Origin of the sequence: Nonlabens sp. Asnod2-A12 (genome assembly GCF_045063745.1) — a bacterium.
Lineage (GTDB): Bacteria > Bacteroidota > Bacteroidia > Flavobacteriales > Flavobacteriaceae > Nonlabens > Nonlabens xylanidelens.
In genome coordinates this window covers 2,506,004-2,530,184 of record NZ_JBEFOB010000003.1, presented here as the reverse complement: position 1 = coordinate 2,530,184, position 24,181 = coordinate 2,506,004, and the positions used below count along the sequence as shown (strand labels likewise).

Annotated in this window: 19 protein-coding genes; 7 read left to right on the top strand and 12 right to left on the bottom strand. The window is 35.9% G+C overall.

Annotation, left to right across the window (positions count from 1 at the left end):
* Positions 1 to 5: 5 nt before the first annotated feature.
* Positions 6 to 1,466: a DUF5689 domain-containing protein gene (locus ACJJVJ_RS11575; protein ID WP_405370423.1), complete on the top strand. Its 1,461-nt coding sequence runs from the start codon at positions 6 to 8 to the stop codon at positions 1,464 to 1,466.
* Between the two features lie 677 nt (positions 1,467 to 2,143).
* Here ACJJVJ_RS11575 and ACJJVJ_RS11570 read toward each other — a convergent pair.
* From ACJJVJ_RS11570 to ACJJVJ_RS11560, 3 genes are all read right to left on the bottom strand, one after another.
* A complete protein-coding gene (locus ACJJVJ_RS11570; protein WP_405370422.1) occupies positions 2,144 to 3,514 on the bottom strand; it encodes an OmpA family protein in 1,371 nt (456 codons plus the stop codon).
* A 115-nt stretch (positions 3,515 to 3,629) separates the two neighbouring features.
* Positions 3,630 to 4,823, bottom strand: coding sequence for a glycine C-acetyltransferase (kbl, locus tag ACJJVJ_RS11565; RefSeq protein ID WP_405370420.1), 1,194 nt, complete (start codon positions 4,821 to 4,823; stop codon positions 3,630 to 3,632).
* A 46-nt stretch (positions 4,824 to 4,869) separates the two neighbouring features.
* Complete coding sequence (locus ACJJVJ_RS11560) at positions 4,870 to 8,019, bottom strand: UvrD-helicase domain-containing protein (protein WP_405370418.1); 3,150 nt, start codon at positions 8,017 to 8,019, stop codon at positions 4,870 to 4,872.
* Positions 8,020 to 8,210: 191 nt separating this feature from the next.
* Here ACJJVJ_RS11560 and ACJJVJ_RS11555 point away from each other — a divergent pair, with 191 nt between their 5' ends.
* The gene (locus ACJJVJ_RS11555; RefSeq protein WP_405370417.1) at positions 8,211 to 8,819 is read left to right on the top strand and encodes a superoxide dismutase; all 609 of its coding nucleotides are present in this window, start codon (positions 8,211 to 8,213) and stop codon (positions 8,817 to 8,819) included.
* Positions 8,820 to 8,896: 77 nt separating this feature from the next.
* Here ACJJVJ_RS11555 and ACJJVJ_RS11550 read toward each other — a convergent pair whose 3' ends face one another.
* The 3 genes from ACJJVJ_RS11550 to ACJJVJ_RS11540 all read right to left on the bottom strand — a co-directional run bounded on the left by ACJJVJ_RS11550 (position 8,897) and on the right by ACJJVJ_RS11540 (position 13,402).
* Positions 8,897 to 10,795 (bottom strand): amidophosphoribosyltransferase, encoded by a 1,899-nt coding sequence (locus ACJJVJ_RS11550; protein WP_405370415.1) that lies wholly within the window; start codon positions 10,793 to 10,795, stop codon positions 8,897 to 8,899.
* A 69-nt stretch (positions 10,796 to 10,864) separates the two neighbouring features.
* Complete coding sequence (locus ACJJVJ_RS11545; protein ID WP_104513962.1) at positions 10,865 to 11,785, bottom strand: PfkB family carbohydrate kinase; 921 nt, start codon at positions 11,783 to 11,785, stop codon at positions 10,865 to 10,867.
* A gap of 96 nt (positions 11,786 to 11,881) precedes the next feature.
* The gene (locus ACJJVJ_RS11540) at positions 11,882 to 13,402 is read right to left on the bottom strand and encodes a GH3 auxin-responsive promoter family protein (protein WP_405370413.1); all 1,521 of its coding nucleotides are present in this window, start codon (positions 13,400 to 13,402) and stop codon (positions 11,882 to 11,884) included.
* Between the two features lie 67 nt (positions 13,403 to 13,469).
* On the opposite strand from ACJJVJ_RS11540, the gene ACJJVJ_RS11535 reads away from it, so the two are divergent.
* The 5 genes from ACJJVJ_RS11535 (at position 13,470) to ACJJVJ_RS11515 (ending at position 19,582) form a co-directional block, all read left to right on the top strand.
* Positions 13,470 to 14,264 carry a DUF2797 domain-containing protein gene (locus ACJJVJ_RS11535; protein WP_104513964.1) on the top strand — a complete coding sequence of 265 codons (795 nt, stop codon included), beginning with the start codon at positions 13,470 to 13,472 and terminating at the stop codon, positions 14,262 to 14,264.
* A gap of 135 nt (positions 14,265 to 14,399) precedes the next feature.
* Complete coding sequence (gene ileS, locus ACJJVJ_RS11530) at positions 14,400 to 17,807, top strand: isoleucine--tRNA ligase (RefSeq protein ID WP_405370411.1); 3,408 nt, start codon at positions 14,400 to 14,402, stop codon at positions 17,805 to 17,807.
* A gap of 3 nt (positions 17,808 to 17,810) precedes the next feature.
* Positions 17,811 to 18,197: a TraR/DksA family transcriptional regulator gene (locus ACJJVJ_RS11525; protein ID WP_405370410.1), complete on the top strand. Its 387-nt coding sequence runs from the start codon at positions 17,811 to 17,813 to the stop codon at positions 18,195 to 18,197.
* Positions 18,198 to 18,244: 47 nt separating this feature from the next.
* Positions 18,245 to 18,922 carry a hypothetical protein gene (locus tag ACJJVJ_RS11520; RefSeq protein WP_405370408.1) on the top strand — a complete coding sequence of 226 codons (678 nt, stop codon included), beginning with the start codon at positions 18,245 to 18,247 and terminating at the stop codon, positions 18,920 to 18,922.
* Positions 18,923 to 18,949: 27 nt separating this feature from the next.
* Positions 18,950 to 19,582: a lipoprotein signal peptidase gene (locus ACJJVJ_RS11515; protein WP_104513968.1), complete on the top strand. Its 633-nt coding sequence runs from the start codon at positions 18,950 to 18,952 to the stop codon at positions 19,580 to 19,582.
* On the opposite strand, the gene ACJJVJ_RS11510 is transcribed toward ACJJVJ_RS11515, so the two are convergent.
* The 6 genes from ACJJVJ_RS11510 to ACJJVJ_RS11485 form a co-directional block, all read right to left on the bottom strand.
* Positions 19,583 to 19,978: a response regulator gene (locus ACJJVJ_RS11510; protein ID WP_262497500.1), complete on the bottom strand. Its 396-nt coding sequence runs from the start codon at positions 19,976 to 19,978 to the stop codon at positions 19,583 to 19,585.
* A gap of 12 nt (positions 19,979 to 19,990) precedes the next feature.
* Entirely contained in the window at positions 19,991 to 21,091 is a 1,101-nt protein-coding gene (locus ACJJVJ_RS11505; protein WP_104513969.1) for an ATP-binding protein, read from the bottom strand.
* A gap of 119 nt (positions 21,092 to 21,210) precedes the next feature.
* Entirely contained in the window at positions 21,211 to 21,795 is a 585-nt protein-coding gene (locus ACJJVJ_RS11500; protein WP_405370405.1) for a 5-formyltetrahydrofolate cyclo-ligase, read from the bottom strand.
* Entirely contained in the window at positions 21,785 to 22,744 is a 960-nt protein-coding gene (locus ACJJVJ_RS11495; RefSeq protein WP_170034459.1) for a succinylglutamate desuccinylase/aspartoacylase family protein, read from the bottom strand. Before ACJJVJ_RS11495 ends, ACJJVJ_RS11500 begins: the two co-directional genes overlap by 11 nt.
* Positions 22,737 to 23,615, bottom strand: coding sequence for a 30S ribosomal protein S6--L-glutamate ligase (rimK, locus tag ACJJVJ_RS11490; protein ID WP_405370403.1), 879 nt, complete (start codon positions 23,613 to 23,615; stop codon positions 22,737 to 22,739). The genes ACJJVJ_RS11495 and rimK overlap by 8 nt, the downstream gene beginning before the upstream one ends.
* Positions 23,605 to 24,042, bottom strand: coding sequence for an ATP-dependent zinc protease (locus ACJJVJ_RS11485; protein ID WP_405370402.1), 438 nt, complete (start codon positions 24,040 to 24,042; stop codon positions 23,605 to 23,607). The genes rimK and ACJJVJ_RS11485 overlap by 11 nt, the downstream gene beginning before the upstream one ends.
* Positions 24,043 to 24,181: the final 139 nt, after the last annotated feature.

The following is a 24,181-nucleotide window of genomic DNA, read 5'->3' as shown; positions in this document are numbered from 1 at the left end:
CAATAATGAATTTATTTAATAATAAGAATATGAGAAATTTCAATAAAATTTTTGCAATTGCTGTGCTATCAGTAATTACTTTCTCTTGTGTCGAGGACGACGACTTTAACATTCCAGAAACTGCACCACAAGATGTGCAGATAGAAGGAACATTCATTACCCTTAACGCTCTTTATAGCGGTATGGTACAGGATGATTACATTACAACTTTTGATTCTACATCTGATGCTTATACAGTAGGATATGTAGTATCTAGTGATGAAGGTGGTAACTTCTTTGAAGAACTACTAGTTCAAGATAGTCCTGAAAACCCTACAAGAGGTGCTCGTGTAAGTATAGACGCAAGTCCTTTATTCACTAAATATAATGTAGGTAGAAAAGTATATATCAAACTAGCTGGTCTTTCTGTTACTACAAACACAGAGCCTGAGTTTGATAACTTTGGAAACATACAAAATAGTGGTCTTTTAGGAATGAATATCGGTAAAGGTACTACGGTAGGTAGAATAGACCAGATAGGTGCTTTTCAAGAAGAAAACGTATTTGTTCGCGCTGATGAAGTTGCAACCATAGTTTATAATGAATTAGAATTTACTGACTTGACTGCAGCAAATATCTATACTGCTGTAAAACTAGCAGATGTACAATTTGACCGTAGACAATTAGATTTAACTTTTGCAGGAGAAGCTTCTGATAGTTTTGATGGAGATAGAACACTAATAAGCTGTTCTTCTAACGCAACTGGTTTATTCCAGACTTCTACTTTTGCAGATTTTAAATCACTTAACATTCCTGATGGTCGTGGTTTCATAAATGCAGTAGTTGCAACAGATTTCTTTGGTGAGAACTATACACTTTCTGTAAATACTCCAGATAACATTGTTTTAACTGACTCTAATAGATGTGACCCAAGTTTCTTAGAGTGTACCACTCCAGGTGCAGGTGGATCTACTGTCGTTTTTGACGTTGATTTTGATACTACTGTAACTAATCAAAGTGATCTAGATGCGCAAGGCTTTGTTAATGAAAATGTTTCAGGTGGTTCTGAGCGTTATGAATTCGGAAGCTTCAGCAACAACAGTTATTTAAGTGTAAACGCATTCGGACAGTCAGATGACCCAATGATTGCATGGTTAGTACTTCCAGGAATGGATCTAGATGCTACAACAGACGAGGCTTTAGAGTTCGATATACAAGCTAATTTTGATGCTGGTGGTTTATTAGAAGTATTCATAAGTAATAACTTTACTGGTGACGTGACTACAACTACATGGTCTCAATTAGACGCATCAATACCTGCAGGTCCTGCAAATGGATTTGCATCAAGCTTTTCAAGTGTACCTGCTATCAACATCTCATGTGTAGATGGAACAGATGTACGTATTGCATTCAAATACACTGCATCTGACCCACAAGGAACTACTACACGTTACCACATCGATAATATATCAGTTACTGGTAACTAAGATAAGAGTACATCTTATTCATAAAAGTTATAAGTATATAGCTTTCGCGAAAGCGCAATTTTAAAAAAGCCCCTAGGATCAATTGATTCTAGGGGCTTTTTCAAATAACAAATTGAAAACTATCTAACACACGTAAATACTTTTTACCTGATAGTATTCATAAAACAACACTAAGTTGATTGAGAAGGCTAATTTGAGGCTCAATAAGCGCTAAGACAACATTTTGTGGCAGCTCACTTATTAAATTAATACGAAAAACAATCATAACGACTTTATTAATAAAATTATATCAAGTTCATATAACATCATCGTTTGCTCATTTACTGTACATGAATTAAAACTGCCTTCTTCTTCTTCTTCTTCTTCTTCTTCTTCTTCTTCTTATACTTCTTCTTCTTATACTTAAACTTAAACTTAAACTTAAAATACTAATAAGTGTAACACATTCAGATACCTAAATCGATCTTAGTTAAATCCAAAATATATTTTTTTTTGGAACAACACGGTCACGTTACAAGAATGAAAGAAGTACATTCAACTTGTGTTAAAACATTTAAATAGTATAAGAAATAGCATTAAACAAAATCTAATTCATTAAGTATACTTTCAGTTTAAGGCATAAAAAAAGCCACTCTTTTCAGAGTGGCTTTCTATTATTTTGAAATGTTAGTAATAACTTATTTTACTAAGTTAATCTCTACACGTCTGTTTTGAGCTCTACCAGCTTTAGTACTGTTGCTAGTTACAGGATTAGCTTCACCATATCCTTTAGAACTTAAACGGAATTCATCGATACCATTCTTTACTAAGTATTCCTTTACAGAAAGTGCACGATCGTCAGAAAGTCTTTCGTTGTATTTAGCACTACCTACACTATCAGTATGACCTTCAATTGTAAATTTAGCTTCTGGGTATTTCTTTAAGATAGCAGTAATGTCAGCTAACGTTGCAGCAGACTGAGCTTTGATAGAAGCTTTAGCTGTATCAAATAAGATAGTTTTAGCATACTCGTTTAATTGAGCTTGAACTTCTTTAGTAGGCATAACTGGTCTTGGACAACCTTGTAATTCTGCGATACCTTTAACGTCTGGACATTTATCCATAGCGTCTTCAACACCATCATTATCTCTATCTTTTACAGGACAACCTTGTCTTGCAACAGGACCTGCCTCATTAGGACACTTATCATCAGCATCAGCAACACCATCGCCATCAGCATCTGGACAACCCATAAGAGCTACAACACCAGGAGTATCAGGACATTTATCGTCTTTATCAAGAACTTTATCACCATCTCTATCTGGACAACCGTTAGTTTCAGCAGGACCGAAATCGTTAGGACAACCATCTTTAGAGTCTTCTATACCATCATTATCAGAATCTGGACAACCCATAAACTTCTCTAATCCAGCTACTGTAGGACACGCATCTTTAGAATCAACGATACCATCACCGTCAGTATCTACTGCACCCCAAGTAAACTTAAGACCAGCAGTGTGCTGCCAGTGCTTAGGTAAGTTATCTTCAAAAGCATGCTTGTAAGAAGTTTGAATGTTTGCATAAACATTATCCATTAACTTCACGTCAAAACCAAAAGTTCCGTTGAAAGTACCAAAACCTTCATCGTCTAACCACTGGTAAGAACCACCAGCACCTAAGTAAGGGTTAAAAACTTCACCACCACTCCATAATTCTGCAAGATTATATCTTAATCCACCACCTAAAGAGTAGTAAGAAAGGTCATCAACTTTAGTATCACCTACTGTGTCTATTGAATTCACAGAAAATGCACCAGTGGCAACGATACCGTCACCTACATAGTAACCTACTTCAAAACGACTAGGAACAGTCATGATGTTGTAATGATCTACATTGAAGAATTCATCAAAGTAGTCACCTAAACCAGCGTCCTTTTCTCCTACAGGATAAAGATCGATAGCATTAATTCCTACTGCGATACTCCAGCGATTGCTTTCGTCTTGCGCGTAACTCATGCTGGCAGAAAGTAAAATTGCTCCAGCAACTAATAATTTGTAAATATTTTTCATGTTGGGGTTTTTATTAATCAACATTGCAAAATTAAACCGTTCCGCCTCTATTACAAGACTTAAACTAATAAATTTGTCTAAAAATGCAGTTTTTATTGCTTATTGCTCGTTAATTTTAGATAACACCTAGCTTTTTCCCAATTTTTTCGAATGCTGAGATCGCTTTTTCTAGATGAATTTGCTCATGTGCAGCACTTAATTGCACTCTAATTCTTGCTTTTTCCTTAGGAACAACCGGATAAAAGAACCCAATTACATAAATTCCTTCTTCTAAAAGCATATCTGCCATTTGTTGAGACAGCTTTGCATCGTATAACATAACTGGCACAATTGCACTGTCACCATCTACGATATCAAATCCTAAATCCTGCATTCCTTTTTTGAAAAACGCTGTATTAGATTGTACCTTATCAATAAGCTCTGTACTTCTATCTATTAAGTCTAACGCTTTTAAAGATGCTCCTACTATAGAAGGTGCTAGTGAATTACTAAAAAGGTATGGTCTAGAACGCTGTCTTAAGATTTCAATTACCTCTTTATTTGCACAAGTATAACCACCCATTGCTCCACCTAATGCTTTCCCTAGGGTACCAGTAATAATATCTACTCTACCTAAAACACCTTTTGCCTCTAGAGTACCACGTCCTGTGTCACCTAAGAAACCTGCTGCGTGACATTCATCTACCATAACTAATGCATCATACTTATCTGCTAGATCACAAATCTCATCTAGAGGCGCAAGTAATCCATCCATAGAAAATACACCATCTGTTACAATAAGCTTATATCTAGCGCCGTCTGCAGTAGCTTGTTGCAATTGTTTTTCTAGATCTGCCATGTTTCCCGTGGCATAACGGTAACGACCTGCTTTACATAAACGCACACCATCGATAATAGACGCATGATTTAAAGAATCTGAAATGATTGCATCTTCTTTAGTAAGCAATGGTTCAAAAACACCACCATTTGCATCAAAACATGCCGCATATAATATGGTATCCTCGCAACCATAAAAGTCAGCTAGTTTTTGTTCTAGCTCTTTATGAATATCTTGGGTACCGCAAATAAACCTTACAGAACTCATACCAAAACCATGAGAATCCAAAGTATCCTTTGCAGCCTGTATTACTTCTGGATGAGAAGACAACCCTAAATAATTATTGGCACAAAAATTAATTACCTCAGATCCATCGTCTAATGTAATAACCGCATCTTGTGGTGATGTAATGATTCTTTCTTTCTTATATAGTCCAGCTTCCTTAATTTCAGCTAGCTCTTTTTGTAGGTGTTCCTTAATTGATCCGTACATATTTATTTATTTTTAAGTTTTACAAAGATAATAAGTCTAACGAGGCTTATCCTTGCCATTTCACTATTTCTAGAGAATCTGTATACACCAATATTTTTTCTAAAACCTCCATATCCATAGAAATTAACAAGGCCTCATAATCATTAAGTTGAGATCGGTGTTTATCCATAACCGCTCCAGATTTATAATCCATGATTACAACACCTTCCTTTTTAATCACTAATCTATCTGGTATTAATCGCGTTCCTATAGGAAGTAAAATAGGCTGCTCATTGCGCACCTCTAACCCTTCCTTATAATAAGAGATAAGATCTGGATGATGTATCACATTTGTAATCATCACTTTCATCTCTTCTTGTTCCTTTTTTGACAAAGAAAAATCACGATCTATTTTCTTCTTCACTTTGACTAGATCATCAGCAAACACTATTTGAGAAAGGTACTCATGCAGTACATTACCCTTTTGAATAGCATCACTCACACCACTAGCCCATAGCAATCCTTTTCTAGTAGAAATACTTAATCTATCTGCATCTAGGTTTACCTTATATTCTTCGAGCATCTCGCTCTCTTCTGTTTTGACTTTATCTGACCTGCGTTGAACATCGCCTATTTGAGCACTTTTAAAACCTTCTTCTGCATTTAAATCAAGCCCCTTCTTATCGACAAAATCTTTTAATAAAGAAGAATAATTAGTCGTTTTACTATCTATACCACTTATGTACAATTGCTCTCTAGCTCTTGTAAATGCAACATAGAGCGTATTTATTTGATCCATCTGCGCTTTGGCAAGATTATTTTGATATACTTCTGGAGCGAGACCAGGATAGAATTCATTCTCTTTTTTCAGATTGATATAAACTTGATCAAAACCATCGTATTCTTTTTCATCTACAGAAACCCAACCAGTCGGATTTCTAGCATCATCTAGTTTCTTATCGCAATGCGGCACTATCACCACAGGAAACTCTAATCCCTTAGATTTATGAATAGTCATTATTTGAACCGCATCAGCATCTGCAGCAGCTGGTACGCTTAATTTTTCTTTTTTCAATTCCCAGTGCTCAATAAAACCAGAAAGCGAGACTTCATAACCTGTGGAGTATTCAAATAAGAATTCCATAAAGGATTGCAACCTGGTATCTTGTTCCTTAAATAATCCTAGAGACTCTGCTACGTGTTCTGTTGCTTGAAATAATGCCGCTTTCGCGAAAGCGGAACCTAAATCATCTTCTTCTACACCTACTAACTTTTTTCCTAAATCCAGCAGGCTCTCCTGTAAATGCGCGGTAACAAAAGAATGAATATCTTCAATATGAAACACTCTCGTGTAAGCTATCAAGAACTCAAAACGTGGCTGTTGCTGGTCTGGAACCTGAATCATCTTCATTAACGAAACTAACAACTGGACTTTATGCGATGCAAAAACCAGCAAACTATCTCCAGAAACCACACGCATCTCTTGAGAAACGAGATATTTTGCAATCTCATGACCTTCTTTATTTGCACGAACTAAAACGCATATCTCACCTAAGGCAAAACCATTTTCATAAGCCTTTAAAACCTGTTGATGCACGTGATATGGATACGGTGTTTTAAAGTCGTCTTCATTTTCATAGGGCGCTTCAAAATCTTTATCTATAAAATCAATTTGTATGTAACCACCTTCTTTTGCCCTAGTTTTTTGTTCTAAATACTCTTTGTACAAGGTCTGATAGACGTCGCTATTTAAATGATCTCCATAAGAGTCAAAGAAATCATTATTGAATTTAATTACCTCATCAAAGCTGCGCCAGTTAAACTCTAGCGTCTCGTCTTTTTTAGGTAACATAAAAAGGTCTGGTGTAGCGAGTAGTCTCAAAAACTGGTCTGCATCGCCACCACGGAATCTATATATGGACTGCTTTGCATCTCCCACGAGCATGAGACTACCTCTTTCTTCATTTTCTCGTTCTTGTTGCAATTCATTTTCTATAAGTGGCGAGAGGTTTTCCCACTGCATGCGGCTGGTGTCTTGAAACTCGTCTATAAAATAATGACGGTAGCGCTCACCTAGTCTTTCATAAATAAACGGTGCTGGCTGGTCTTTTATCTGCTCTGCAAGAAGTGCGTTAAATTCATAAATAGGTACGATTTGTTCTGTATCCTTAATTTTATCGATCTCATGAAGCAACTCATTAAGTAATGACAATGGTGTGAGGCTGCTTGCTATGTTTTTATAAAAAAGTACAGTCCCCATGTTTTCTTTATACGACTCAGCAAATACTCTAAGATCTACAGCCATAGTATCGATAGCATCTTTAATTTCTTGCGCTTTATTTTTAGGATACAGGTCGCCAGCAATTAAATCTCTTATAGAGGCTGCATCTAGTTTTACAGTAAAATCTTCTTGAGATACTTTAACTACTACATTAAAAATGCTTCTAGAACCACCTTTAAAATCTTTGGGAGCAATATGTGCGCTTTCTGAAACTGCAACAAGAGCTTTTGCTTTTTCGGTTAAATCTCTTTGAGAGAGGTTAATTTTCTTATATAAGCTTTCGCGAAAGCGTAAAAAATCTTCTACCTCTTTACCTTTTAATTGCTTTAAATAAGGGTAATGATTTTCATTAAGTATTAATTTTGCAATATCTAAAAGATCGTATTCTACATCCCAACTTTTACCTTCTTCTATCTTCAAAAGAGAAAAATCTACCAGAAGCTGTGTAAGCTTTTTATCTTTTCCTGCGCGGGCAATAAGGTTATGAATGGCTTTTGAAATAAGTCTATTGCTATCTAACTCTACTTCAAAATTATCTGGTAGGTCAATATCCTTTGCAAATGTTCTTAAAATACGATGGTTAAAAGAATCTATAGTCACAATATCAAAAGCAGAGTAATCGTGTAGCAATTGATTAAAAATAGCACGTGCTTTCTTTTTAAACTGCTCATTATCTAGACTAGTCTCGGTCATTATATGACTAGCGATACCTACAACACTTTGCTCTAATTCTTCTAGAGTAAATTTATGTAGGTAATCGAGAATACGCTCTTTCATCTCGCCTACCGCTTTATTTGTAAAAGTAACGGCGAGTATGCGACGATAACCATTTGAATATGGATTTTTAAACAACAATGTGAGGTAATCCTTAGCTAGTGTAAAGGTCTTACCAGAACCTGCGCTGGCGCTATAAAAAGTAGTAGATGATTGGGACATAGTCAAATATAAGCATAGAAAACAGCATCAATTTGAAATTAATCTTAAAGAAGTATTTATTCTTCTAACTATTTTACTCATCATTTTAAGGTTGAACACTTTAAGTATAATATAACGCAGATTATTTTAACAGTAACTTTTAAGTACTTAATTTTATAGCTCAAGAATTAACAAATTAAAAACTATATACAATGGCTTTTGAATTACCAAAATTAAATTACGCAACAGACGCGCTAGAACCACATATCGATGCAAAAACTATGGAAATACACCATGGTAAGCACCACCAAGGATACACAACTAAATTAAACAACGCTGTAGAAGGAACTGATCTAGAAGGTAAAACTATCGAGAACATTCTTTTAAACTTAGACCTAGAAAACAAAGCTGTAAGAAATAATGGTGGTGGTTTTTATAACCACAGATTATTCTGGGAAGTAATGACACCTAATGGTGGTGGTCTTCCTACTGGTGACCTTGCAGATGCTATCAATGCTTCTTTTGGCTCTTTTGAATCTTTCAAGGACAAATTTAGTGCTGCTGCAAAAGGACAATTCGGTTCTGGATGGGCATGGCTATGTGTTCACGAAGGTGGAAAACTAGATGTATGCGGTACTCCTAATCAAGATAACCCATTAATGCCTGGTGTAGGTTGTGGTGGTACTCCTGTTTTAGGTCTTGATGTATGGGAACATGCATATTACTTAAACTATCAAAACAGACGTCCTGATTATGTTGAAGCTTTCTTTAATGTAATTAACTGGGAAGAAGTTTCTAAAAGATATGCTGAAGGGAAATAATCCTAACTAGCTAAAATTTAAAATCCCCAAATCAACTAGTTGATTTGGGGATTTTTTTATTTAATAAAATCTAGCTCTTAATAAGCACGCTCATCATTTCCTTCAAAGAAATTGATATATGCACGGTTTACTACACGATTACCACCAGCAGTTGGGTAGTCACCTGTAAAGTACCAGTCTCCTAAGTTTTTAGGACAGGCTTTATGAAGATTTTCTACTGTTTGATAAATCACCTTCACTTCTGCGTTAATATCTTCATCAGATAACAACTCTCCTATTTTATCAGAAATCTCCTGGTCTTCAAATGGTGCATATAAATCTACTACGTGATTTACTACATCAACATCTTCTAACTCCGTTTGTAATTTACATTTCTTATAGATATCTTCTATAACATGGTAAGTACCACGATCTTTATGTAAAGCTAGTGCCGCTCTAAAAGCAACAAGACCTTCTAATCTCGCCATATCTATACCATAGCAATCTGGGTAACGTATTTGTGGCGCACTAGATACTACTACTATTTTCTTAGGGTTTAATCTATCCATCATTTTAAGGATAGACTTTTTTAATGTCGTTCCTCTTACGATAGAATCATCTATGATTACTAGATTATCTTCTGGCTTAACTACACCATAAGTCACATCATAAACGTGAGCTACAAGATCATCACGAGAAGAATCTTCTGTAATGAAGGTACGTAGCTTTGCATCTTTAATAGCTATTTTCTCAGTTCTCAGCTTACGTGACAGCGTTTCTTCTACCTGCTCTGCTGTTAACTGTCCATTACCTGCAATAATGAAATCTCTTTTTTGCTGGTTAAGAACCGCATGACCTTCTTCTACCATACCGTAGAATGATGTTTCGGCAGTGTTAGGGATGTAAGAGAACACGGTGTTATCAATATCGTTATCGATACTTTCCATAATCTTAGGGAACAATAATTTCCCTAACATTTTACGCTCTTTGTAGATCTCTGCATCACTACCACGAGAAAAGTATATACGTTCAAAAGAACACGCTTTGCGTTCTAATGGTGCTGTAATCTGATCTAGAGTAACTGTACCATCTTTCTTTATGATAATTGCTTTACCAGGATCCAGCTCTTTCACCTCATCAAACGGTGCGTTAAAGGCCGTCTGTATAACAGGTCGCTCACTCGCTACTACTACTACCTCATCATTTTGAAAATAATAAGCTGGTCGTATTCCTGCAGGATCACGTAATAAGAATGCATCTCCATGTCCCATAAGTCCACCCATAGCATAACCACCATCCCAGTCTCTTGCACTTTTACGCAAGATCTTTGCAACGTCTAGCTCTTCTGCTATTTTAGGACTAGCATCTCTTTTAGAGAGCCCTTTAGCTTTAAATTTCTTGTATAACTTACTTACCTGTCTATCTTGAAAATGACCTACTTTTTCCATGACAGTTACCGTGTCTGCCATATCTTTAGGATGTTGCCCTAATGATACTAACTTATTAAAAAGCTTGTGCACGTTAGTCATATTAAAGTTACCTGCCATAATCAGGTTGCGGTGCATCCAATTGTTTTGTCTTAAGAAAGGGTGTACCGATTCTATGCTATTTTTTCCAAAAGTTCCATAACGCACATGCCCCATTAACAACTCTCCTACATATGGAAGCTGTTCTTTCTGTGCAGCAACATCATCTTTAATCTCTGGATTTTCAGTAAGCCCAGTATTAATACGGTCATTGATTTGCGCAAAAATATCTTGAATAGGTTGCGCAGCATTACTACGTACTCTAGAAATATAACGTTGCCCTGGATCTAAATCTAGTTTTACACTTGCAAACCCAGCACCATCCTGACCACGGTTATGTTGTTTTTCCATCATTAGGTACATTTTATTGATACCATAAAAGGCAGTACCGTATTTCTCCTTGTAAAATTCTAATGGTTTAAGAAGACGGATAAGTGCTATACCGCACTCGTGTTTTAATTGATCGCTCATGATGGGGATTATAAGGATATAAAAATAAAAAAAGCCCCAAGAATTACTTGAGGCTTTTTGATAGAATTATTAATTTTTTATTTCAAATTTAGTTAGCGCCTTAAATTGCTCTAGACGCGTTTTGATCTCTTCATTTGTAATAGTTTGCATGCGCTCTGTACCAAATTTCTCTACTGCAAAGGATGCAAAGTTAGATCCATAGATAATAGCACGCTTCATATTTTCAAAACTATAGTCGCCACTAGCTGCAAGGAATCCTGCAAATCCACCTGCAAATGTATCTCCTGCTCCAGTAGGATCAAACACTTCTTCTAGTGGTAATGCTGGTGCAAAGAAAATCTCTTCATTATGGAATAATAAAGCTCCATGCTCCCCTTTTTTAATTACTACATACTTAGGACCCATAGCATGAATCTTTCTTGCTGCAGCAACTAGAGAGTATTCTCCAGACAGTTGTCTAGCCTCTTCATCATTAATAGTGATTACATCTACCTTAGCAATTACCTCGTGCAACATATCTAGCGCACTGTCCATCCAAAAATTCATCGTATCAAGTACGATTAATTTTGCTGCTGGAGTTTGTTCTATAACACCTAATTGTACAGCTGGATGTAAGTTTCCTAACATCACAACCTCAGCATCTTTAAATGATTCTGGTACAACTGGATTAAAATCTGCTAACACATTAAGCTCTGTTGCTAGTGTATCACGCGTATTCATATCATTATGGTATTTTCCTGACCAGAAAAAAGTCTTCCCGTCTTTTACCACTTCTACACCTTCGACATTCATGCCGCGGTTAGTAAGCATGTCTAAATATTCTTGAGGAAAATCACCTCCTACAACACTTACTAGACCTACTTCTGTATTAAAGTGAGATGCACTAAGTCCTATAAAGGTAGCTGCACCACCTAAAATCTTATCTGTTTTACCAAACGGAGTTTCAATTGCATCAAATGCTACTGTACCTACCACAACTAATTTGCTCATGTAAAAAATTTTTGCAAAAATACGGTTTCGTTTTGAGTTATAACTTGCTCGCTATAGATTTTAAGCATAGTTCTTTTAAAGATTATTTATTAGAGCCTAAGAACCTCTATCTATCTCCAGCAATTGGTCCATGTATTCTCTAGAATTACTTAATCTAGGTATCTTATGTTGCCCACCTAATTTATCTTTTTTCTTTAACCATTTGTAAAAGACATCTGGCTTTGCATTGTGTATGATCAACTGTTTTAGAGTTATATCATTAGCACGTTTTGCCTCATAATCACTATTTACTCGTTGTAGATTGTGGTCTAACGCTTTCGCGAAAGCGGAAACATTATCCGGCTGCGTTGCAAATTCTATCATCCACTCATGCGCACCTTTTTCTTTACCTTCCATAAAAACGGGCGCTACAGTATAATCTTTAATAGCACAAGGAATTTCTTTAATGGTTTTTTTAAGCGCTTCTTCGGCATTTTCTATAATAAGCTCTTCACCGAATACATTAATATGATGTTTAGTACGACCGCTTACTTTAATGCGATAAGGGCTTTTACTAGTAAAACGTACCGTATCACCTATTTTATAACGCCATAAACCGGCATTAGTTGTGATGATGATAGCATAATTCTCACCTAACTCTACCTCACTAATAGGTATCACCTTTTCTTGCGGCGTTCCATAAGTTTTCATGGAAATAAACTCATAAAAGATTCCATAATCTAACATAAGCAATAGTTCCTTGCTGTCGTTAGTATCCTGTATCGCAAAGAAACCTTCGCTCGCATTATAAGTCTCGTAATACTTTATATGTCCTGCTGGCAATAATTTTTTAAACTGCTCTACATAAGGGTCAAAACTCACACCACCGTGAAAGAAGACCTCCATTTGTGGCCACACCTCTAGAATATTATCTTTTCCCGTAGTCTCTAGAACATTATTAAGTAACACCATCATCCAAGAAGGTACTCCTGCAAGACTGGTCACATCCTCTTTTATTGTTTCTTGTACTATCGCAGGCATTTTAGTTTCCCAATTTGCCATAAGAGCTACATCATTACCTGGTGTAGAACTATAGTCTGCCCAGAAAGGCATGTTATCTATTAAAATACTACTTAAATCTCCAGCTACAGTTCCCGACTTTTTATCTAGGGTATTGCTACCACCTAGTCGCAATCCTTTACCCTTAAATATCTTAGAATCTGGATTACTATTCAGATACATGCACAACAAATCCTTAGTTGCTGCATAATGGCAGTCTTCTAAAGATTGCTGGCTTACAGGAATATACTTGCTACGCGCACTGGTCGTACCACTACTTTTTGCAAACCATTTAATATCGCTAGGCCAGAAAATATTACTTTCTCCTTTCATGGATCTCGCAATAGAATCCTGCATTTCTGTATAATCAGACATTGGAACGCGGTTTGCAAACTCTGCATAGGATTTAATAGTATCAAAACCATATTTTTTACCAACCTCGGTATGTCGGGCATAATAAATAAGATCTTGCAATATATTATCTTGTAATTCTTGTGGATGCTTCATAAAAAGCTCCATATCATGAATGCGCTTCTTAAGAAACCACGATACTACAGAATTGACTAGTGCGTTTGCCATTATTAATTAGAGATCATCTTATTTTTACAGATTCAAAGATACTTCGATAATTTTTAAAGTTACTAAAATGATCCTTACCGGCACTATAAGAAAAATGCAAACTGAACTGAAGGAAACGGTTCAATACTATTTGGTTTTCCCAGATAACTTTGTACACATGAATCAGCTGCTGGATAAAAACATTTCTTTGAAGCATGTAGGTAATGAATGCCTTAACTGTAGTCTTGATAAAAAGATATGGCGCCAGGGTTTTTGTTATGATTGTTTTACCGCATCACCACAAGCTGGCGACTGGATCATGCGTCCAGAATTAAGTCGTGCTCACCTAGACGAAGAAGATAGAGATCTAGAATACGAGAAAAAAGTACAACTTAAACCACATATCGTTTACCTAGCAAACAGCAGCAATATAAAAGTAGGAGTAACTCGTAAAACGCAGGTTCCTACGCGATGGATTGATCAAGGTGCACATGAAGCCGTTGCCATTCTTGAAACACCTAACCGTTACCTAGCCGGTATTGCAGAAGTCGCTCTTAAAGATCACGTAGCAGATAAAACCAACTGGCGCAAGATGCTTACTAACAGCATAGAAGATGTTGATTTGTTACGCTTTCGCGAAAGCTTACTACAATACATACCACAAGAAGCCCAAGAATATATTCTCGATAACGAGAAAGAATGGGAAATCAATTTTCCTGTACTTCAATATCCTGAAAAAGTGACTAGTGTCAATCTTGCAAAAACTAACGAGTACGCAGGAAAACTGAAAGGCATTAAAGGACAATACTTAATCTTTGAAGATGGTAAAGTAATGAACTTGAGAAGTCATGAAGGTCTCGTGCTAGAAATTAAGGTAGATTAAGTAAATCAACTCATCTAGTTTCCCTTTAAAAACGCCACATAAACACGCTTTTAAAAGCCTGATAACTTGCTTCTAAAAGCCAAAAAAATAATGCGCAAAATTCCGTACTTTTGCCAGCTTTAAAACACCAGTGTAATGAGTAAGAAATTCAACGAATACAAAGGATTGAACCTACCTGAAGTAGATGAACGCATCAAAAACTTCTGGAAGGAAAACGACATTTTTAACAAGTCCATGACGACTCGTGAAGGAAATGAACCTTTTATTTTCTTTGAAGGACCACCATCTGCAAATGGTTTACCTGGTATTCACCACGTTATGGGACGTACGATCAAGGATTTATTCTGTCGTTTTAAGACCCAACAAGGGTATCAAGTTAACCGTAAAGCAGGATGGGATACTCATGGACTACCTGTAGAACTAGGTGTAGAAAAAGCACTAGGCATAACTAAAGAAGACATAGGCACTAAAATATCTGTAGAAGAATATAATCAAGCCTGTAAAGATGCGGTATTAAAATACACCGACATCTGGAGCAAGCTTACTGATGACATGGGTTATTGGGTAGATATGGAAGATCCATATATTACTTATAAATCTAAATACATGGAATCTGTATGGTGGTTATTAAAAGAAATCTATTCTAAAGATTTGCTTTATAAAGGATACACGATACAACCCTATTCTCCGGCTGCAGGAACTGGACTGAGCTCGCACGAGTTGAACCAGCCTGGAACCTATCAAGATGTTACCGACACGACAGTTACTGCACAGTTTAAAGTAGAAGATCCATCAAAATTACCATTTGAAAACAATAGAAATGTATTTTTCCTTGCTTGGACTACTACTCCATGGACACTGCCATCTAACACTGCGCTTACCGTTGGTCCTAAAATCGATTATGTACTAGCTGAGACTTTTAACCAATATACTGGAGAACCTATGCAGGTGATTCTTGCTGAGAAATTAGTGAGCTACCAGTTTGGTAAGAAGTATGAGCTTTTAGAAGGTGACGCTTTCGCGAAAGCGAAACTAGAATACAAATTGGGAGATAAAAAAATCCCTTATCAGTTATTAGGTTCTTGTAAAGGAACTGATCTGGTAAATTTAAGATACGAGCAGTTGTTGCCATATGCACAACCATATGAAAACGCACAAGATGCTTACAGAGTAATCGCAGGAGACTTTGTAACTACTGAGGATGGTACAGGAATCGTGCACACAGCACCTACATTTGGTGCAGACGATGCGCTGGTTTCTAAACAAGCAAATCCGCCTATTCCACCGATGTTGGTTCTAGATGAAAATCAGAATCCAGTACCGCTAGTAACGCTTCAAGGAAAATTTAGAGATGAATTACCTGAGGTAGGTGGTAAATATGTAAAGAACGAATATTTTGCAGATGGTGAAGCGCCAGAACGCTCTGTAGATGTAGATATCGCGATTGCTTTAAAAGAACAGAATCGTGCTTTTAAAGTAGAAAAATATGTTCACAGTTATCCACACTGCTGGAGAACTGACAAGCCTGTTTTATACTATCCCCTAGACAGTTGGTTCATAAAAGTGACGGAATTTAAAGACCGCATGCACGAACTGAATAAATCTATCAACTGGAAACCTAAATCTACCGGAGAAGGAAGATTTGGTAACTGGCTAGCAAATGCAAACGACTGGAATTTATCTCGTTCTCGTTTCTGGGGAATCCCATTACCTATATGGAGAAATGAAACTGGGACTGAAGAAATGATTATAGGTTCTATAGAAGAACTTACAGCAGAGATAGAGAAATCTGTAGCAGCTGGATTTATGACTTCTAATCCTTTTGCTGGTTTTAAAACTGGCGATATGAGTGAAGAGAATTACAACCTTGTAGATCTTCATAAAAACGTGGTAGACGACATTTATCTAGTAGGTAAAAATGGAGAGAAACTAACACGTGAATCAGACCTTATTGATGTATGGTTCGATTCTGGTTCTATGCCATATTCTCAATGGCACTATCCTTTTGAAAATAAAGAAGAAGTAGAAAACCAACTTAGAAAAGCAGATTTCATTGCCGAAGGTGTGGATCAAACTCGTGGATGGTTCTACACACTACACGCTATCGCTACCATGATAAGTGATGACGTGGCTTATAAAAATGTAGTTTCTAACGGACTCGTACTAGATAAAAATGGACAGAAAATGTCTAAACGTCTAGGTAACGCAGCAGATCCCTTTGAAACTTTAGGTAAATATGGAGCAGATGCTACTCGCTGGTACATGGTGAGTAATGCTAATCCATGGGACAACCTTAAATTTGACTTAGACGGTATCACAGAAGTGCAACGTAAGTTTTTCGGTACACTTTATAACACGTATTCTTTCTTTAGTCTGTATGCAAACGTAGATGGGTTTACGTATAGTGAAGCTAACATTCCATTAGAAGAACGTCCAGAAATAGACCGTTGGGTTTTATCTGAGTTAAATACGTTGATAAAAGATACCACAGCATTCTATGAAGATTATGAACCTACAAAGGCTGCTAGAGCTATCACCACTTTTGTGACTGAAAATTTAAGTAACTGGTACGTACGTTTATGTAGAAGACGTTTCTGGAAAGGAACTTATGAGCAAGATAAAATTGCTGCCTACCAGACGCTTTATACTTGTCTTAAAACGGTTGCACAATTAGGCGCACCTATTGCTCCATTCTTTATGGATCAACTATACCGCGATTTAACTAGTGTTTGTGAAAACGACGCAAGTGAAAGTGTACACCTTGCATTATTCCCTAAAGCAGATGAGTCTCTAATAGACGCAGCTTTAGAAGAAAAAATGCACAAAGCACAAGTGATATCTAGTCTTACTTTATCATTACGTAAAAAGGAAAGCATCAAAGTACGCCAGCCTTTACAGCGTATTATGATACCGGTTCTAGATGTAAAAGACAAAGCACAAATAGAAGCAATTGCAGATCTTGTAAAGAGCGAAGTAAACGTAAAAGAGATAGAGTTAATAGACGATGCTAGCGGAATATTAGTAAAAGAAATCAAACCTAACTTTAAAGCTTTAGGCCCGCGTTTTGGTAAAGCGATGGGACAAATAGCCGGTAAGATCAAAAGTTTTCAACAAGAAGATATCGCTTTGTTAGAAAAAACTGGTCAGAAAGAGGTGGAAGTAAATGGAAATGCAATTATCTTGACCCTTGAAGATGTAGAGATTACATCTTCAGACATAGAAGGATGGCTAGTAGCAAATCAATCTGGAATTACCGTTGCACTAGATGTAACAATATCGCCCGAGCTTAAAAAGGAAGGGATTTCACGTGAACTGGTGAATCGTATTCAAAACATAAGAAAAGACTCTGGACTAGAGGTAACAGATCGTATTAAAATAGCTATTCAATCACATAGTGAAATTGACGAAGCGGTTGCGTCTAATGAACAGTATATTAAAGATGAAACCCTTGCAGATGATTTAACATTAATACAAACTGTAGATAATGGTACGATTGTTGAATTTGACGACATTGTGACCTCAATACAGGTTATAAAATTATAGGATATGGGAACAAGTGCAGATGAAAAATTAAGATACAGCGATGCTGACCTAGCTTACTTTAAAGACTTGCTTAATGCAAAAATTAAAGAAGCACAGGAACAGTATGAGCTTATCAAGAGTGCATATATGAATGATGCTAATAATGGAACTGATGACACTGCGCCACAGTTTAAAGCATTTGACGAAGGTAGCGCTGTAATGAGCAAAGAAACCAGCTCTCAACTAGCGATACGTCAAGAAAAATTTATACGCGATCTTAAAAACGGATTGATACGCATCGAGAATAAATCTTATGGTGTTTGTAGAGTAACTGGAAAACTAATCAACAAAAAACGTCTTGAATTAGTACCACATGCTACATTAAGTATCGAGGCAAAAAACATGCAATAATTACATTATTCAGCTCATTACGAGCATTTATTTAAACCTTTGTAAATATGGATCACAGTTATACTTGTTCTAGTTTACAAAGGTTTTTATGTTTTATGAGTCTTGTTGTTTTTCTCGCTTTCGCGAAAGCGGATGCTCAAACAACTTCTTCTAATAGAAATGAGACCAGCCATAGTCTAGCTACTTTTAAGACTATAGATATACATTTACAACAACACATACAGTTGGAGATAAAAACCAGCAATTCACAGGATGTAAAATTAATTACATCTGTAAATGGAGAATATAAAAACGCAGTAATTCTATCTAGTATTATAAGGAATGACTCTTTAATAATTACAGACCCTATTCATCCTACGTTCTCTTTTCCTGGAGACAAACTAAGTGCGCATAAAGTAATAGACAGTAAGGCAACTATTGTACTACCTGAGAGTAAGAAACTAGTCATTAACGTACAAAGTGCCGACTTAAAAATAAGTGGAAATTACGACAGCGTATACATAAATCAACTATCTGGCAGTTGTAAAATAGATCAACTGAAGGGTGATTTACATTTTATATCTGTTTATGCCAGTATATATGCTAACCTGAAAAACTATGATGTAACTAGTGCATCACGATCGGGAAAAGTACATGAATTTAAAAAACCTGTACAAATCAAGTATTTTGCTAGGCTAGAAACGGTATCTGGCAATATAAGCACGTTAAACAAGCGTTTTAATTAGTATTTTAGCACTTCTGAAAAAGATTAAATGAAATTAACAAAAGCTATACTCATTATACTATTGATCATTATAATTGATCAAGCTAGTAAAATTTATATAAAATTAAATTACACGTTAACGGATAGTACGAGTCCAGCCATAGTAGATTGGGGTAAATTTAAACTTCTTTTTTATGAAAACGCAGGTGCAGCTTGGGGAATGGAGATACCTGGTGATTATGGTAAGTTAATCTTAGTTATTTTTAGAATTTTTGCGGTTTTTGGGATAGGTTATTGGTTAGTGAGCAGTATTAAAAAGCACGGACACAAGATCTTAATCTTATGTATTTCGTTAATTTTTGCAGGTGCATTTGGTAACATTATAGACTCTGTTTTTTACGGTGTTATCTTCTCTGGTAGTTATCACGGCGCAATAGCTACAGCATTTCCAGAAGCTGGTGGTTATGCAGGTCTAGGATATGGTCACGTAGTAGATATGTTATATTTTCCATTATTTGAAGGAGACTGGCCACAATGGATGCCATTTGTAGGAGGAGAGCACTTCAAATTCTTTAACGCGATTTTCAACGTTGCCGATAGCGCCATTACTGTAGGAGTGATTTTATTAGTAATTTTCAGTAAGAAAGCATTTCCCGATACCGATAAGAAAAGTGTAGCCTAATTAAACAGAAAACGCTTCTATCATAGCCTGCTTGTTGATAGGCTTTGTAATGAAGCTATTCACGATATCGTGACTATTTGCCTTAGCTACTTCTACAGGGTTAATAGTAGAACTAACTACATTTATTTTTAAACCTTCTTCTTTTAATTTACCTGCATAAGTTTCCATCTCATCTAGAAACTCCCAACCGTCCATAACAGGCATATTAAGATCTAGCAAGACTACTTCTGGCAGCTCTGGATCTTGTTTACCTAACTGTTCTTCAAAAAATTTAAGAGCCAGTTTACCGTTCTCAAAAATAACTAACTCTTGTGCGAGTTTATTTTTTTTGATGAGCATTTTGATCAAACTGACATACAGTTTATCATCGTCTATTATACAAGCTTTCTTTACCAATTCTATTCTATCTTAAAATTTTACAGTAAACAAACTGCCTTTCCCTACTTCACTTACCACTGAGATATTGCCACCCAGCGATTCTACTTGATTCTTTGTTAAAAATAAGCCTATTCCACGAGCATCTTCATTATCATGGAACGTTTTATACATATTAAAAATCTTAGTTCCATTTCTATCTAGATCTATACCGATACCATTATCTTGAAACGTAAGCAATTTATTATTTCTTTTGGCTTTAGTTTTTACATTAATTTTCAATGTCTTAGAACTATCTCGATACTTAATAGCGTTAGATAATAAGTTAGAAAAAATACTGCTCAAAAATGTTGGAACATAATCAATATGACTAAGATTTGAAAAATCATATTTTAAAGATACATCAATCTCTTCTAATAATGACCTATGATCTTCTAAAACACTTTTAAAAACACTTTCTATATCCACAGGCTCTTTACTCTTCTCATGAGTATTAATAGTTACTACTTCATTTAAATGCTCTAGCGTCTCACTTAAGTTGTTAGATATATCTGAGAGGTAGCTTTTAAAAACCTTTTCATCCGTACCTACCAGTGGAGAGTTAAAAGTCTCTAAAGTCAGTTCAAGATTGCTAGAATGTACTCTTAAATTATGAGAAACTATATGAGCAAAATGGACTAACCTCTCGTTTTGAACCTCTATTATTTTTGCCGTTTCCTCTAGCTCTTTACCTTGCCTTACATATCGATCTATACTAGTAAAAACACCTCTTATACCGACTACCTTACCAGAAACGTCATCATATAATGGCTTACCAGTGGCACGCATCCATATCTTTTGATCATTGTGATCGATCATTTCTAGATCTTCTACAAATTCACGTCCTTTAACACAGTTTTGAAAATGTATCCATATGGATTTAAAATCGACAAATAAATTTAAACCAGTTTCAAAATCTACTCTATAATCATTAGGTAAACTCAACACTCTTTTACCCATATCGTCTATAAAACAACAACCTGTTTCTAGGTTTGCACTATAAGAACCAGTTGCAGTAAGAAGAGCTGCTTCTTTTAAAAAGTAATCTTTGTCTTGCAGTTTTTGTTGCAAGTTTTTTTCGGGAGTGATTTTCATCGTTTAAGGGGAAACGTTATCATAAAATCACCAATTAGTAAAAGACTAAAATGGTAACATTTGTGAAAATAATAAATAAATGTTAACATTTTGTATTTAATTTATGTGACTTTAATCAATTAAATATGACTTTCAACTGTTTTAAACGCATTTTGACCTGTTAAAATGTAATCCAGCTTAATATCGTCTTCATTCACATCTATTTTATTATCCAAAGGTTTAAAGAAAGATAAGCCTATTTTTAAAATACCTGGCTTACATTTTCTTAAAAACCTGTCATAAAAGCCTTTTCCGTAACCTACTCTATTACCAAATTTGTCTACTGCTAGCAATGGGATGAATACAACATCTAGTTGTTGCTCATTTATAGGTATCCCATTTTCATCTGGTTCTGGAATACCATATTCATTATTTATAATCTTGGTCTGATCTGTTAATAAGTAATGAGACATTGAAAAATCATCAAAATTTGATTTAGAAATAACGATGTTTTTATCCTTTCCCTGGAGTATGTGTAATAGATACTCTGTATTTACCTCTTTATGACGTTTTATAGGAAGAAAAATATGATAATTAGAATACTCCCAAATATCAAGTTTCAATGCTTGATTTGCTATTTGTAAACTGTACTCTTCTACTTGATCTGAAGTAAGTGTTTTCCTGAGTTGAGCGTACTTCTTTCTAAGTTCTTTTTTACTCTCCATCTTTGGATATATGAAATATCGCATCTCCCTGGTATACTAGCGGACTATAATTCACATTAATTACATAACCAGCATGAGGTGCTTTTACCTTGTATCTTAATTCTCCATAAGGATCTGTTATAACAGCAATAAACTCATCCTTTTCTACTCTTTTACCACAATCTACCTTTGGGTGCAATAGACCAGAATATCTTGCTCTTATCCATTTTGAGTTAGTAATAATTACAGACTCCTTTTCTGCCACTGGAACTTCAACACTTGGGTCTAACATTTTTAAATGATCCAACACTCGTATTGCGCCATTTACTGCTGTAGAAACCACTTTTTTATCACTATGACTAGACATTCCTCCTTCAAAAAGCAGGTATTTCTTATCCAGACCAGAGCACGTCGCTCTAAATGTCTTTTTAATATTGCTACCATGCATCAAAAACGGCGCATTAAATACTTTGGCTAGATCCCATGACTGCACTTCTAGCTGGGACACTCGTAAATGAGGCGCATTAAAACGTTGTGCCCCACCAGTGTGAAAATCCATTACTAAATCCACAAGAGGTAAAATCTCTTTAGTAATTTGATAGGCAAACCTACTGGCTAGCGCACCTGATTTAGTTCCTGGAAAAACTCTATTTAAATCTCTACCGTCAGGAAATTCTCTCTGACCATTTAAAAAGCCAAAAACATTTAAAACTGGTATGGCGATTATAGTACCTATTGCTGGCTTATTTAAATTCTTAGAAATAATCTGGCGTACCGTCTCGATACCGTTAATTTCGTCACCGTGAATACCACCAGTAATTAGTACCACAGGACCTGCTTTCTTACTACGATTAATAATAACAGGCACTTCTATACTAGTAGACGTATAAAGTTTTGCCATATTAAAATTGAGCTTATAACTTTTGCCTGGCTCAATAACCGTATCAAAAATCTTAATTTCTTTAAGCATTTACACCTTTTTCAATATATTTAATAATCTCACCTGCTATATTCTTATTTGTAGCTGCTTCTATCCCTTCTAGCCCAGGAGAACTATTCACTTCTAACACTAATGGCCCACGGCTACTCTGTAATAAATCAACACCGCACACACCGAGACCTAAGGATTTTGCTGCATTTATAGCAGTCTCTTCTTCTTGCTTAGATAACGTGATACTCTTTGCGGTACCACCTCTATGTAGGTTAGACCTAAACTCACCTTCTTGCGCCTGCCTTTTCATCGCACCTACTACCTTGTCTCCAACTACAAAGGCACGCAAATCTGCACCACCAGCCTCTTTAATAAACTCCTGTATAATAACACGAGTTTTCAATTCATTGTTAGCATCAATAATAGCATCTGCCGCCTCAATTGTTTCTGCTAGATTAACTCCTATACCTTGTGTTCCCTCAAGAACCTTAATAACTACAGGTGGTCCGTCTACACGTTTACAAATATCATCAGTATGCTCGCCAAAGTTGGTAAATACCGTCTTAGGCATGTCCACACCACTTCTAGAAAGCAATTGCAGGCTTTGCAATTTATCCCTACTTCTTACCAGTGCCATAGAACTAACAGTTGTAAAACAGCCCATCATTTCAAACTGTCTTACGATTGCAGTACCATAAAAGGTAATACTAGCACCTACACGAGGTATGATAGCATCTGGTGTAACGAGACGTTCTCCATGATAATAAACCGTAGGTTTTTGCTTTTCAAGTTTTATATCACAATGGAGCACATTAATTGCTTTTGCGATATGCCCAGCTTTTCTAGCTTCTTCTATGAGTCTTTTGGTACTGTAGAGACTTGTACTACGAGATAAGATATTAATCTTCATGTTGTGATTGTAAATATGAAACGTCCTGTAACTCAGGATCTACTATAAATCTAGGGGAAAGAAATTTACGGCCTATTAAAACTGGATATCTCATTTCTTCACGATTGCTTAAAGTTAAAGAAATTTTATAGAGTTTCTCAAAAAGTCTGATATTTCCTTGAACTTCATATCGCAAGTCTACACTACCATTACTACTGCGCACACTAGTAATTTTATATTCTTCAAAACTTAATCGCTTACCATGATACTGTTCATGCTCCACATCTAGAAGTGTGGCGTGTAAAACACCATCTATCTCTTCTATATCTTTGCAGTGAATACTACTGGTATATGCGCCTGTATCAATTTTAATGTCAATCCCTTCTATCTGTAATCTAGGGAAATCTGCTCGATCTGTGCGACCTATGATTATTTTTTTTGTTGTCAATTTTGCGTTTAATTATTAAAACAAAGATGCATTATTATTGCACGATACAATACGTGCATATCATAAATTATAAGAAACCTTGTGAGATGTGTTCCGCTTTCGCGAAAGCGAGAAAACATCAAGCCTCTATTTTTAAAAC

What these genes read in the sequence shown, in the direction of transcription:
- ACJJVJ_RS11575 (WP_405370423.1), top strand. Translation starts at nt 6, where the DNA reads ATGAATTTATTTAATAATAAGAATATGAGAAATTTCAATAAAATTTTT.
- ACJJVJ_RS11570 (WP_405370422.1), bottom strand. Translation starts at nt 3,514, where the DNA reads ATGAAAAATATTTACAAATTATTAGTTGCTGGAGCAATTTTACTTTCT.
- kbl (WP_405370420.1), bottom strand. Translation starts at nt 4,823, where the DNA reads ATGTACGGATCAATTAAGGAACACCTACAAAAAGAGCTAGCTGAAATT.
- ACJJVJ_RS11560 (WP_405370418.1), bottom strand. Translation starts at nt 8,019, where the DNA reads ATGTCCCAATCATCTACTACTTTTTATAGCGCCAGCGCAGGTTCTGGT.
- ACJJVJ_RS11555 (WP_405370417.1), top strand. Translation starts at nt 8,211, where the DNA reads ATGGCTTTTGAATTACCAAAATTAAATTACGCAACAGACGCGCTAGAA.
- ACJJVJ_RS11550 (WP_405370415.1), bottom strand. Translation starts at nt 10,795, where the DNA reads ATGAGCGATCAATTAAAACACGAGTGCGGTATAGCACTTATCCGTCTT.
- ACJJVJ_RS11545 (WP_104513962.1), bottom strand. Translation starts at nt 11,785, where the DNA reads ATGAGCAAATTAGTTGTGGTAGGTACAGTAGCATTTGATGCAATTGAA.
- ACJJVJ_RS11540 (WP_405370413.1), bottom strand. Translation starts at nt 13,402, where the DNA reads ATGGCAAACGCACTAGTCAATTCTGTAGTATCGTGGTTTCTTAAGAAG.
- ACJJVJ_RS11535 (WP_104513964.1), top strand. Translation starts at nt 13,470, where the DNA reads ATGATCCTTACCGGCACTATAAGAAAAATGCAAACTGAACTGAAGGAA.
- ileS (WP_405370411.1), top strand. Translation starts at nt 14,400, where the DNA reads ATGAGTAAGAAATTCAACGAATACAAAGGATTGAACCTACCTGAAGTA.
- ACJJVJ_RS11525 (WP_405370410.1), top strand. Translation starts at nt 17,811, where the DNA reads ATGGGAACAAGTGCAGATGAAAAATTAAGATACAGCGATGCTGACCTA.
- ACJJVJ_RS11520 (WP_405370408.1), top strand. Translation starts at nt 18,245, where the DNA reads ATGGATCACAGTTATACTTGTTCTAGTTTACAAAGGTTTTTATGTTTT.
- ACJJVJ_RS11515 (WP_104513968.1), top strand. Translation starts at nt 18,950, where the DNA reads ATGAAATTAACAAAAGCTATACTCATTATACTATTGATCATTATAATT.
- ACJJVJ_RS11505 (WP_104513969.1), bottom strand. Translation starts at nt 21,091, where the DNA reads ATGAAAATCACTCCCGAAAAAAACTTGCAACAAAAACTGCAAGACAAA.
- ACJJVJ_RS11500 (WP_405370405.1), bottom strand. Translation starts at nt 21,795, where the DNA reads ATGGAGAGTAAAAAAGAACTTAGAAAGAAGTACGCTCAACTCAGGAAA.
- ACJJVJ_RS11495 (WP_170034459.1), bottom strand. Translation starts at nt 22,744, where the DNA reads ATGCTTAAAGAAATTAAGATTTTTGATACGGTTATTGAGCCAGGCAAA.
- rimK (WP_405370403.1), bottom strand. Translation starts at nt 23,615, where the DNA reads ATGAAGATTAATATCTTATCTCGTAGTACAAGTCTCTACAGTACCAAA.